Source organism: Eubacterium aggregans (assembly GCF_900107815.1).
Lineage (GTDB): Bacteria > Bacillota > Clostridia > Eubacteriales > Eubacteriaceae > Eubacterium_O > Eubacterium_O aggregans.
The window spans coordinates 39,602-51,454 of record NZ_FNRK01000015.1 but is presented as its reverse complement, the minus strand read 5'-3'; the positions used below and the strand labels follow the sequence as shown (position 1 = coordinate 51,454).

At 53.3% G+C, this 11,853-nt stretch carries 10 protein-coding genes and 1 riboswitch; of the genes, 7 read left to right on the top strand and 3 right to left on the bottom strand.

Annotated elements, in window-relative coordinates; genetic code table 11:
* Positions 1 to 8: 8 nt before the first annotated feature.
* From BLW33_RS09465 to BLW33_RS09455, 3 genes are read right to left on the bottom strand one after another with little or no spacing between them, the layout of a single operon-like run.
* On the bottom strand, positions 9 to 1,460 hold the full coding sequence (locus tag BLW33_RS09465; RefSeq protein ID WP_242911645.1) for a M20/M25/M40 family metallo-hydrolase: 1,452 nt from the start codon (positions 1,458 to 1,460) through the stop codon (positions 9 to 11).
* Positions 1,451 to 2,113 carry a hypothetical protein gene (locus BLW33_RS09460; protein ID WP_090308062.1) on the bottom strand — a complete coding sequence of 221 codons (663 nt, stop codon included), beginning with the start codon at positions 2,111 to 2,113 and terminating at the stop codon, positions 1,451 to 1,453. The genes BLW33_RS09465 and BLW33_RS09460 overlap by 10 nt, the downstream gene beginning before the upstream one ends.
* Positions 2,114 to 2,116: 3 nt before the next feature.
* Positions 2,117 to 2,842 carry a DUF5058 family protein gene (locus tag BLW33_RS09455; protein ID WP_090308059.1) on the bottom strand — a complete coding sequence of 242 codons (726 nt, stop codon included), beginning with the start codon at positions 2,840 to 2,842 and terminating at the stop codon, positions 2,117 to 2,119.
* Positions 2,843 to 3,043: 201 nt separating this feature from the next.
* Here BLW33_RS09455 and ilvA point away from each other — a divergent pair, with 201 nt between their 5' ends.
* The 7 genes from ilvA (at position 3,044) to BLW33_RS09415 (ending at position 11,712) form a co-directional block, all read left to right on the top strand.
* Positions 3,044 to 4,282 (top strand): threonine ammonia-lyase, encoded by a 1,239-nt coding sequence (gene ilvA, locus BLW33_RS09450; protein WP_090308056.1) that lies wholly within the window; start codon positions 3,044 to 3,046, stop codon positions 4,280 to 4,282.
* Between the two features lie 446 nt (positions 4,283 to 4,728).
* Entirely contained in the window at positions 4,729 to 6,111 is a 1,383-nt protein-coding gene (locus tag BLW33_RS09440) for a uracil-xanthine permease family protein (protein ID WP_090247009.1), read from the top strand.
* 17 nt (positions 6,112 to 6,128) lie between these two features.
* Positions 6,129 to 6,225, top strand: a riboswitch (purine riboswitch).
* 162 nt (positions 6,226 to 6,387) lie between these two features.
* Complete coding sequence (gene xdhA, locus BLW33_RS09435; protein WP_090308054.1) at positions 6,388 to 8,688, top strand: xanthine dehydrogenase subunit XdhA; 2,301 nt, start codon at positions 6,388 to 6,390, stop codon at positions 8,686 to 8,688.
* A 1-nt stretch (position 8,689) separates the two neighbouring features.
* On the top strand, positions 8,690 to 9,577 hold the full coding sequence (gene xdhB / locus BLW33_RS09430; protein WP_090308051.1) for a xanthine dehydrogenase subunit XdhB: 888 nt from the start codon (positions 8,690 to 8,692) through the stop codon (positions 9,575 to 9,577).
* A complete protein-coding gene (gene xdhC / locus BLW33_RS09425; protein ID WP_090308048.1) occupies positions 9,570 to 10,061 on the top strand; it encodes a xanthine dehydrogenase subunit XdhC in 492 nt (163 codons plus the stop codon). The genes xdhB and xdhC overlap by 8 nt, the downstream gene beginning before the upstream one ends.
* Before the next feature lie 24 nt (positions 10,062 to 10,085).
* A complete protein-coding gene (locus tag BLW33_RS09420; RefSeq protein WP_090308045.1) occupies positions 10,086 to 10,904 on the top strand; it encodes a LytTR family DNA-binding domain-containing protein in 819 nt (272 codons plus the stop codon).
* Complete coding sequence (locus tag BLW33_RS09415; protein WP_090308042.1) at positions 10,885 to 11,712, top strand: LytR/AlgR family response regulator transcription factor; 828 nt, start codon at positions 10,885 to 10,887, stop codon at positions 11,710 to 11,712. The genes BLW33_RS09420 and BLW33_RS09415 overlap by 20 nt, the downstream gene beginning before the upstream one ends.
* Positions 11,713 to 11,853 lie beyond the last annotated feature (141 nt).

The window sequence follows — 11,853 nt, the reverse complement described above, 5'->3', positions numbered from 1 at the left end:
TCTTTCTCTTAATTAGAAGCCATCATCATCCGCAGATAAAAGGCCACTGTGGTATACAGCTTTGACAAAGGGATACGTTCATTGTGACCGTGGATCATCCCACGCTCTTCCTTGGACAGGGCCATGGCGGAAAAACGGTACACCTTGTCAAAAACCCGACAGTAATGGCGGGCATCGCTGCAGGCCAGCATCAGGTAGGGGGAGACCACGGCCTCTGGCCAGGTTTGTCCAATGACCCGGGTCAGGCGTTCCCAGCCCGGCCCAGCCATGGGGGAAACAGGCTTGGGATCGGTACCGTTCACCCGATGAATGGTAATATCATCATCCCCGATAACGGATCTGAGATGGGCCTCGACGCTTTGGGCATTCTCCCCGGGTAAAATACGGATATCCCCGCCCATAGATGCCTCCGGGGGCATGACATTAAAGGCATCGCTCCCGGACATCCGGGTCAGGGCGACGGTGGTCATCATCATAGCCGATAGCTCGGTGCCGCCCTTCTTGGCCATGGCGTACAACACCGGTTTGAAACACCAGAGATTGGCGAAGAGCATTCGGTAGGCAAAGCTGCTGTGCCGGCCAAGGCAATCGAACATTTCTGCCACGGGGCTGATTAACCTAGGGGCAAAGGGATGCGCTTCAATGGCAACAGCCGCCTTGGCCAGCCGCCCCACTGCCGTATGCCGGGGTGGGGTGGAGGCGTGGCCCGGTACCCCCTTAAGCTGAAGCTCCACATTAACCTTTCCCTTTTCCGCCGTGCCGATCAGGGCACAGGGCACGGTAACCCCCGGGAGCACATTCTCCACAACAGCACCACCTTCGTCCAACACAATGGCCGGATGGACACCCCGGTCTTTCAGGGTATCTGAAAGGGCCACTGCCGTCAGCCCGTCGATTTCCTCTTCCCCGGAAAAGGCCAGATAAATATCCTGGTCGGGGACAAAGCCCTGGGCCATGAGGATTTCTGCCGCCTCTAAAATAGAGCAGAAGGTTCCCTTGGTATCCAGGGTCCCCCGTCCCCAAAGCACACCATCCTCAATAACCCCTTCAAATGGGGGGCGTTCCCAGGCCTCGGCATCCACTGGCACCACATCGTAATGGGCCATATACACAGCGGGGGCATCGCTGTGCTTCCCCTTCCAGGTGAAGAGTAATCCGGTTTTTCCAATAAATTCCCGATGGCCATTTTTATGGACCAATGGAAAGCGTTCTTCGATAAGCCCATAAAGCCGTTGGTATTCATCCCAGTTCACCTGGTCGTCATCCCGATAAGAAATGGTCCGGCACCGGATGATATCTGCCATATCCCGGGAAATCTTTTCTTCATCCATGGCTGGCAGATCCACATCTGCGGGCTTCTCCACCACTGGCGGCACAAAGGCCGCCGTCCGAATCAGAAGGACCCCCAGAAATACTAAAATCGCCCCTAAAATAATCCATCCAATGAGCATTAGATCCATCCTTTCTTATAAAGCAGCCGGGCAGCCCCAATGGCAATGAGGGCTCCCACGGGGACCAATACCCCCACAGAGCTGGCTAAACTGGGCACCGCGATAAACAGCAGAACCATAAAGACCAGGGGTGCCATGGCAATCTTCCAGCTCTTGCCAATAAATACCACGGCCAGGCCGCCAAAAAGGGCCGGAAGAATATTGTCAAAGGCCGGCTTCAGCACTGGGGATTCCAGCACCGGGGTCAGCAGTGAAAAGAGGAGGACCCCCACAGAAATGATGATGGTGGTCACAATGGCCGAGGTCGCAATGGCGATGGTGGATACAATTTCCGCCTCCTCGCTGCCGGGCTTCACCTCCATGGCCTCCATGGCATTTAATGCGGCGGGCACCTTCAGACTGGTCACATTCCCGGTGACAAAACCGATGAAGGTCCCCCCGGTCCCCAGCATAGGGGTGTAGGTAATCACCTCGATCAGGCCAACGGTCCAGTAAATGGGCGCCACTCCCAAAAGTCCCTTGAGCACCGCCGTGCCCTCGGGCCAGGCATCGTACACCAGGCAAACAATAACCGGCACCGCCAGGAGCACCGCAATGGCCGTCCAAATCCAAAGCAGTCCGTAGCGATAGGTCGCGTCGTTATAGGTTTTAAAATCCTTCATCACTTAACCTCCAATCACCGGGGTGACCCAGATGGCAAAAATCATGGCGCAGAGCATACTGATGGGCAGGGCATAGTTCTCCAGCCAGGCGTGGTGGAATTTTTTAATGAGCAGACCACAGACCCCCATGACCGCCGCGGAAAACAATAGGACGAAAACCGGAATCCACCCCACAAAGCCCTGGCTGATGGTGGAAAAAACCATCCCCAGGAAAGCGGAGATCATCCCCAGAAACATGGCATCGATAAAGAGATCCCCCCAGCGGCTATCCTTGGCCTTCATGGAAACCAGCCCCCGCTGGATGCGCTTGAACAGAATGGGGACGTAGATCAGGCTCGGCAGAATTCCCAGGGTCATCACCCAGAGGATCGCCGTGTACACCTTGGGGTCACCAATGAGGCTCGATAGGGAAATCCCCAGGGCCGTGGCCGTGGAGGATGCCGCGGGCAGCTCGTAGGTAATAGCCCCGATCACCGAAAGCCGAATCCAGGGGAGGGGAAGCCCCAGGAATTTAGCCAGGGTCACCACCCCTAAAAGAATGGATACCGCTGGTGCGATGGTAAAAATAGCCGTGGATAAAACCGATTGGCGAATCCGGGCCATATCCATGCCCGAGGCCTTGGCCTGGCGCAATGCCCGCACCAAAAAGAAGGCCGATTGGGCCAGCACGAAGATAATGACGATGGCCGCCAGAATGAATAAAAAAGAACTGTTGGGATTAAAGGTCATAAGCGTTTCCTCTCTATAAAAATATATAGGATAATCATACCATGTGATGCTCATTTTTTAAAGCCACTCCACCACCTTTCATATCTCCTAAAACTTCAATCCTCAGGTTATTGACATTATTTCTGTATTCTGTATACTTAAGAATGCATGAATATAATTCCAGTCGTATCCCTTACGCAAACCAATAAACAAGGAGTCAATATGGATCAAGAAAAAATTAACCATTATTTAGACCAGGATCACCTGGCAGAAGTGAAGCAGGCCCAGGAGCACCTGGCCCCCATCATTAAAAAAACCGCCCTGATCAAGAGTGATTTTTATAGCAGCGAGTATGGCGGTGACATTTATATCAAGCCCGAAAACCTCCAAATGACTGGTTCTTTTAAAATCCGAGGAGCTTATCATAAAATCTGTCGTCTGTCGACGGAAGAGCTGGAGAAGGGGATTATTACTTCCTCCGCCGGAAACCATGCCCAGGGGGTGGCTTTTTCTGCCCAAAGAATGGGCATTAAAGCGACCATCATCATGCCAAATATCACCCCCCTGCTCAAGGTAGACGCCACCAAATCCTACGGGGTGGATGTCGTTCTCCATGGGGATGTGTACGATGAAAGCTATGATTATGCCTGCCAGCTGGCTAAAGAAGAGGGTTATACCTTTATTCATCCCTTTGATGATTACGATGTGATCTGCGGCCAGGGGACCATTGGTCTGGAAATCCTTTCTGAACTCCCCGATGCCGATGAAATCCTGGTGCCCATTGGCGGGGGCGGTTTAGTGGCGGGTATTGCCATGGCGGCAAAGGCCATTAATCCGGGTATCCGCATTATCGGTGTCGAGCCCATGGGGGCCTGCTCCATGCGGGCCAGTATCAACGAAGGACGGGTAGCCTGCCTGCCCTCTGTTTGTACCAACGCCGAAGGGGTAGCAGTCAAGCAGCCCGGGGATTTAAGCTATGCCCTTACCCAAAAATACGTGGATGAACTGATCACGGTCAGCGAGAAGGATATCCAGGAAAATGTCCTGCTGGTGATGGAAAAGCATAAACTGGTGGCAGAAACCGCCGGGGTGGTGGCCCTGGCCGGTCTCAAGAAACGAGCCGCCGCCGGAAAGAAGATTGTCTGCGTCATGAGCGGCGGTAATATTGATACAGTCACCATTAGCTCCATCGTTAACCAGGGGATGATCAGCCGGGGACGGATTATGTGCTTCGCCGTGGAGCTGCCGGATAAGCCTGGCCAGCTGGTGAAGGTGGCGACCCTCTTAGCCGAAAATGGTGCCAATGTCATCGAATTGGAGCACAATCAGTTTAAGGCCCTGGACCGCTACGCCAATAAGGTGATGCTCGAGGTAACAGTGGAAACCAATGGTCATGACCATATCGACTGTGTCTTAGCTGCCCTGCGGGAAAACGGCTTCTCTGTCAATCGCATTTATTAATCTTCCAAATTTCATCCACAAAAGGATTCTACAGGCGGTACTGCAAGTTCTCAAGAGGGGTGGCAAACAGCCACCCCTCTTTTCTTAATCTTCTCTTTCTTAATTTTAAAAAACAAGTTGCAAATGTTTAAAGTTTATAATAATATATTTTTATTAATTGAGAATAATTTTCTATTATACTCAATGTCATATCGTCGCGTCCATTCGTTGAAGGGCATCCATTTTCTCGCATTTTTTTGTTTTTTTCCGGGTGCACTGCCAATACGATGGGAATTTTCGGCTTGCATCGTTATTTTTTTAACGACAAAGGCACCAAAGAAAGGGGGAAGGCCTTGACGATCAAAACAAATTAGGGGTTTTATCACAATTATGCTAACCGCATTTGGGAACATCAGAGGATACATCATGTGGGTGCTTGGCATTCACGTTCATTAAATGGAGGAAATATGAATTCTGATAACAAAAATGTTGATCGTAAAAAAGAAGATCAACGATTGATTTACGAGTTGGATGGCCGGCCACGGCTGCGCACTGCCGTTCCGCTGGGTATGCAGCATATCCTGGCCATGTTTACATCAAACCTGGCCCCCATCCTGATCATCGCTGGCGCCTGCTCGCTTTCCGGTGCCGATACGGTCTTGATGATGCAATGTGCGATGTTTGTCTCCGGCCTAACGACCTTCGTCCAATTATATCCCATTAAGATTGGCAAGTTCCAGATTGGTTCTCGCTTGCCCATCGTCATGGGAACATCCTTTGCCTTTGTACCTACGGCTACAACCATCGCAGCCACAGGCGGCCTGGGGGCTGTCCTCGGCGGTAGCCTTGTGGGGAGTTTGACCGAAGTATTTATGGGCTTCTTCTATAAATACATCCGTCGCTTCTTCCCCCCACTGGTTGTTGGGAGTACCCTGATCACCATCGGGGTGAACCTGCTCAAGGTCGGTGCCAATTACTTTGCCGGCGGTGTGGGTTCTCCAACCTTTGGTTCGGTCCAGAACCTGGCGGTGGCCTTCTTCGTCTTTATCGTCATTATCCTACTCCAACGCTTTGGTAAGGGTATCGTCGCCAATTCATCCATCCTCTTTGGTCTGGTGATTGGCTATATTGTGGCCTTTGCACTGGGTATGGTGGATTTAGCTGCCGTGACCAGCGCAGCCTGGTTTAGTATTCCGTTGCCCTTCCAGTTCAATATGACCTTCGAGCCCTCTGCTATCCTTGGTTTTGCGGCCCTGTACATCGTCTCTGGCCTGGAAACCATCGGGAATACCTCGGGGATTACCATTGCAGCCTTTGACCGTGAAGCGACTGAAAAAGAAACGGCTGGTGCCATTCTGGCAGATGCCCTGGGTTCCTCTGTTGCAGCAATGTTTAACGCCCTGCCGAATACTGCCTTTGGGCAAAATGCCGGTATCGTCTCCATGACGAAGGTCGTTAACCGCTTCTGTATTGCTACCGGAGCCTTCATCCTGATGATCTGCGGCTTCCTTCCGAAACTCGGCGCCGTCTTCGCAACCATTCCGGCACCCGTGCTCGGTGGTGCGGTTATCTCCGTCTTTGCCATGATCATGCTCAACGGGATCAAAATGATCGCCAAAGCAGGCTTCAGCGAACGGAATATCTTAGTCCTCGGTATCACCTTTGCCCTGGGTTTAGGCTTAGCTAGCAACCCCGAAGCCGTGGCACAGCTGCCCGCAGTCCTGCGCTTCATCTTCGGCGACTCTGTTGCTGCCACCTGTATTGTTGGTATCCTAGCCAATATCCTGTTCCCCATCAAGGATGCAGAAGATTTTGATCTGGCTAAAAAAGCCCTGATGGATCAAGACTAGTTAATAGGCCCAATAACTGAATATCGAATTATCTTGCTTATATATACCCGTAATCTGGTCGGGTGTTTCTACCAACTACCGTAATAGTTGACTATAAGCTATGGCCACGGTATGTCCTGGCCGTAGCTCGTGTCCTCTTAGCGGTAGTTTTTTAAATATTGTTACCCTCTGTCCTGTGGTATAATATTTTATCATTTAACCACGGGCAAAGAAATCATTTCCATCCTTGGAGAGGGATGTTAAACACTACTACTTTAATCGAACGAGGAACAAACCATGATTATCGGAAAAAAACTCCCTCGGGTAGATGCTGGGGATAAGGTCACCGGACGGGCCAGATATACAGATGATATCTGCGATGCCGGTGCCTTGATTGCCAAGATCTGCCATGCCACCATCGGTAATGGCCGGGTGACGGCCATTGATACCACCCAGGCCCAAAAAATCCCCGGAGTGGTTAAGATTGTGACCTGCTTTGATTTAAAGGAAAAGCACTATTTTCCAACGGCAGGTCACCCCTGGTCCACAGACCCGAACCATCAGGATGTGGCGGACCGGCTGGTTCTTACTGACCGGGTCTGCTACTACGGGGACGATGTGGCTGCCGTCATCGCTGAGGATGAGGTTGCTGCAACCCAGGCCGTCAACGCCCTAAAGGTTACCTATGAGGAATACCCTGTGGTAATGGATGTCCAGGAGGCCATGGCCCCGGATGCCCCCCAGATTCACGACAACTACCCGGGCAATATCCTTGCCCACACCAATCGGGAAATCGGGGATTACGATGCCGCCACCAAAGAGCCCGGACTGACCGTTGTAGAGGGCTGGTACGACACCCCGACGGTCCAGCATTGCCATATCGAGCCCCCTGTTTGCTACGCCTATGAGGAGGGGGATCGCATTACGGTGGTTTCATCCACCCAGATTCCCCATATCGTCCGCCGGGTGGTGGGCCAGGCCCTGGGAATGCCCTGGGGGAAAATCCGCATTGTCAAGCCCTACATCGGTGGTGGCTTCGGCAATAAGCAGGATGCGCTGTACGAGCCGCTGTGTGCCTTCCTGACCACCCAGGTCGGTGGCCGCTTAGTAAAACTGGAATCCACAAGAGAGGAAACCTTTGCCAATACCCGGGTTCGCCATTCCCTGCGGTTCCACATTATTTCCCACGTCCGGCCCGATGGCACCTTTGCCGCCCGAAAATGCGAAATTTTCTCCAACCAGGGAGCCTATGCCTCCCACGGCCACAGCATTGCCGCCAAGGCTATGGGGGCTTTCCCCCAGCTGTATCCCTGTGACAATGTCCAGTGTGATGCCTATACCGTCTTTACCAACCGAACAGTAGCCGGGGCCATGCGGGGCTATGGGATGCCCCAGTACGCCTTCGCAGTTGAAAGCCATACCGAGGATGTAGCCGCGGCCATGGGCATGGATCCCATTGCCTTCAGACGGAAAAATCTGATGCCCGTGGGCTATACCGACGGCTTCTCCAAGAACAAGCTGTACACCGACTCCTTTAATGAATGTATTAACCTGGGGATGGAAACCATCCATTACAATGAAAAACTAAAGGAGTATGCGGACCAAACCGGTGATATTCGCCGGGGCATCGGAATGTCGGTCTTCTGGTACAACACCGGAGTCTGGCCCATTTCCCTGGAATCCTCCTCCTGCCGCATGGTGTTAAATCAGGATGGCTCGGTACAGGTCCAGCTGGCTGAAACAGAAATCGGCCAGGGTGCGGATACCACCTTTGCCCAAATGACCGCAGAGACCCTGGGCGTTCCCTTTGACATGGTCCATATGATCTCCACCCAGGATACAGACATCACACCCTTTGGGACCGGGGCCTACGCCTCCCGCCAGACCTATGCCGGCGGCTTTGCTGTGCGTCAAACCGCCCTGGCCATGAAGGAACGGATTTTAGAAAACGCCCAGCGCCTGACCCGGATGCCTGCCTTCAACCTGGATCTGGTGGATGGCAATATTATCAGAAAGCCCGACGGTGAAGTCCTCATGACCCTGGGGGAACTGTCCACCGAGGTGCTCTACAGCTTAGAGCACAGCGAGCACATTACCTCCGAGTCCACCTATCAGATTAAATCCAACGCCTATTCCTTTGGCTGCTCCTTTGCCGAGGTGGAGGTAGATACCAATCTGTGCAAGATCAAGCTTTTAAACCTGGTCAATGTCCACGATTGTGGCTCCCTCATTAATCCGGCCCTGGCCGAGGCCCAGGTCCACGGCGGTATGAGCATGGGGATTGGCTATGCCCTGTCCGAAACCATGCTGTATAACGAAAAATCCGGCAAGCTTTTAAACGGCAATTTCCTGGATTACAAGCTGTCTACCTTTGTGGATCATCCCACCCTGGTGGCTAAGTTTGTGGAAAACCCAGAGCCCACCAGTGCCTTTGGGACCAAATCCCTGGGGGAACCCCCGGTATGTCCGGTAGCTTCGGCCATTCGTAACGCCGTGCGCCAGGCCACCGGGGTCGGGATCAACCAGATTCCCCTCCGCCCCCAAACCCTGTTTGAAGCCTTCGATACCGCTGGATTCTACAATCACGAGGTAAAATAATATGTACGATATTAAAGCATTATATGAAGCAGCCAGCGTGGAGGAAGCCACAGCGCTGCTCACCGCCCATCCTGAGGCGGAAATCATCGCCGGTGGGTCTGACGTCCTGGTCCAAATCCGGGAGGGCCGCCGGGCTGGTGCCACTCTGGTGAGCATCCAGGGGATTGATGCCCTTCGGGGTGTCTCCCTGGACGCCGAAGAAAACCTGCGCATTGGGTCCTTAACCTGCTTTACTAAAATCACCCATGACCCCTTAATCAATGAAATCATTCCCGTACTGGGTGAGGCCGTGGACCAAATCGGTGGGCCCCAGATCCGAAACATCGGGACCATCGGCGGCAACACCTGTAATGGGGTTACCTCCGCGGATTCTGCCTCCACCCTTTTTGCCTGGGATGCCCAGGTCGAGCTCACCGGGCCGGAGGGTGTCCGCATCCTCCCCATTGCCGATTTTTACCTATCCGCTGGGAAGGTAGACCTGCACCCCGGAGAAATCCAAACCGCCATCATCATCCCCAAAGCGGCCTATACCGGCTACTATGGCCACTACACCAAGTACGCCATGCGTGGAGCTATGGACATCGCCACCACGGGCTGCTCCGTCAATGTGCGTCTATCGGCGGATAAGACCACCCTGGAGGATGTCCGCATCGCCTACGGCGTTGCCGGACCGATTCCAATGCGGGTGCCCACCGCCGAGGCCCTGGTCCGGGGACAGCGTCCCACGGCGGCCCTGGCTGAAGCCTTTGGCCAGGCCGTCCTTGAGGACATCAATCCCCGGGACAGCTGGCGGGCCAGCAAGGCCTTCCGCTGCCACATCGGAGAGGTCATGGCAGAGCGCGGCCTGAAAAAGGCCATTACACGGGCAGGAGGAATCCTTTATGAATAAGCAATACAAACACATCCACTTTACCCTGAATAACCGGGAGGTCGATACCATGGTGGACGTCCGGGCTTCCCTGACGGACCTCCTTCGCAATGATTTTCGGATGACTGGTGTCAAAAAAGGCTGTGAGGTGGGGGAATGCGGTGCCTGTACCGTCCTCATCGACGGGGTCACTTATAATTCCTGTATCTATCTGGCCATCTGGGCCGATGGCAAGCGGATTACCACCGTGGAGGGTCTCCTTGGCCCCAATGGTGAGCTAACCGATATCCAGCAGGCCTTTATCGATGAGGCCGCCGTCCAATGCGGCTTCTGTACCCCCGGCTTTTTACTCACCTCCCTGGAGATTTTAGATAGCGGCATCGAATACACCGATGATCAGCTGCGTAAACTCCTCTCGGGACATCTCTGTCGGTGTACTGGCTATGAAAATGTGCTTCGGGCGGTTAAAAAGACCATGCTGGCACGGTTGGGGAAGACCCTGTAATTCTATAAAACCAGGGGGAAAACCATGGCAAAAAAAGAGGCAATCCAGCGCTATACCGAGGAAATCCTTCAGGACTACTTTCACGGCGACAGTCAGACCTTATTTCGCTATGCCCATGAGGACTGTTCCTGGATCGGGCCGGAGGAACCGGCCTTCGCCCGGGGCCTCTCTGCCATGCGCCAGTCCATCACCGCAACCCGGGATGCACGACAGCTGGGAGAACTTTATTTTCAGGCTGCCGTCTCCCGGGATTATGGCGAGGTTTTTCTGGTGTCCTATAACTTTTGTCTTCGGGCCCTCCATCCCTCTGACAAAAATCCGGATCAGCCCTATCGGGCAAGCTTTGTCTGGCTCCAGGAAACCCCAAGACCCCAATTGATGCACGGCGCGCTTTCCAGGGCCCTTGGCCTGGCCACAGAAGAGGAGTTTTTTCCTGCTACCATTGGCCGGGCCAATTTTAATATTCTCAAATCCTACCTGGCCCAGTGTAAAGCCAAAGCACTTCCCCAGCGACTGGCCCTAAAAACCATTGACGGGCAGGTTGTTTTTCTCCACCCGATGGATATCCTTTGGATTCGATGGAAGGATGGCCATACCCAGGTTCACGCCAAATCCGCTCTTCTGGAGCTTAATCGTCCTTTTCGACGCATTCTTAGTGCTTTGCCCCCTTACTTTTTCCCCCTGGGACGCAGTATCGCCATCAACCGCTTCTTTATCGATACCTTTGAGGAGGATACCGTTATTCTAACAAATGGCTCCCAGCTGACCCTCGATTGGCAAAGCATCCAATCCCTGCAGACCGTATTGGCTGAAGGAGGTTCTTGTGAAACGAGCATTGATTAACCTGGCCCGAAGCTGGACCCAGGAAATCATCGATGAACTGTGGACAGGCAGCCGCACCCGCATGACGAAGGTTCTTGCTTCCGATTTTTCCTGTATTGGCGCCCATGAACTGGAATATTTTAATACACCCGAGGCGCTTCTGGCCCACATGGATCGCCTGTTTCTGGAACTGCCCAAGGTTGATATTTTCAACGTACATTACAACGCCGTCCCGATTTCATCCCATTTTTGTCTCGTAACCGGCCATTACTTGGGGCGAACTGGTCTTAACACCAATCAGCTTTTCATGGACAACCAGCGACTCTCCTATCTTTGGCGGGTTACCCCGGACCACCGTAGCCTGGAGCTTGTCCATTTTCATATGTCCAACCCCATCACCATCCCATCGGAGGATCAAAAATACCCGGTTTACGCTGGACACTACAGCTTCGACTATTTACTGTCCGTTTTAGAAGAAACCCTGGCGGGTAGCACCATCGCACCTTTGTTGCTCCAGGGTAATGATCAGTCGCTCCACCTTGTCCCGCCAACAGATATCCTCTATCTGGAGGCCCAGGGCAAGATGACTGACCTCCATCTGGAGGGGAATCATCTCATTATTCCCCATGGGATAACCGAACTCCTCGCTCAGCTTCCTGACAGCTTCATCCGCATCCACCGCAGTTATGCGGTTTCAGCGGCTGCAGTAAGCAGCCTGACCGCCGATACCCTCACCCTGATTGATGGGACCCAGCTGCCCGTGAGCCGGAGGATGCGCACCGCAGTACGGCATGCCTTAATCACGGTCCTGGATGCCATCGTCCTCTAAACACCCTACTAAAAAAATCGCTGAATCCTGGTGAAGGAATCAGCGATTCAAAGCTTCAATAAAGTGGTGTAGCACGGTCAGAGAGAGGATAAAAAAGATTCACCCCGGACCCCAGGCGCTGACGAACAAAGGGAAACCGCC

Coding starts and splice junctions, on each gene's coding strand:
- BLW33_RS09440 (WP_090247009.1), top strand. CDS start 4,729: ATGAATTCTGATAACAAAAATGTTGATCGTAAAAAAGAAGATCAACGA.
- ilvA (WP_090308056.1), top strand. CDS start 3,044: ATGGATCAAGAAAAAATTAACCATTATTTAGACCAGGATCACCTGGCA.
- BLW33_RS09465 (WP_242911645.1), bottom strand. CDS start 1,460: ATGGATCTAATGCTCATTGGATGGATTATTTTAGGGGCGATTTTAGTA.
- BLW33_RS09420 (WP_090308045.1), top strand. CDS start 10,086: ATGGCAAAAAAAGAGGCAATCCAGCGCTATACCGAGGAAATCCTTCAG.
- BLW33_RS09455 (WP_090308059.1), bottom strand. CDS start 2,842: ATGACCTTTAATCCCAACAGTTCTTTTTTATTCATTCTGGCGGCCATC.
- xdhC (WP_090308048.1), top strand. CDS start 9,570: ATGAATAAGCAATACAAACACATCCACTTTACCCTGAATAACCGGGAG.
- xdhB (WP_090308051.1), top strand. CDS start 8,690: ATGTACGATATTAAAGCATTATATGAAGCAGCCAGCGTGGAGGAAGCC.
- xdhA (WP_090308054.1), top strand. CDS start 6,388: ATGATTATCGGAAAAAAACTCCCTCGGGTAGATGCTGGGGATAAGGTC.
- BLW33_RS09460 (WP_090308062.1), bottom strand. CDS start 2,113: ATGAAGGATTTTAAAACCTATAACGACGCGACCTATCGCTACGGACTG.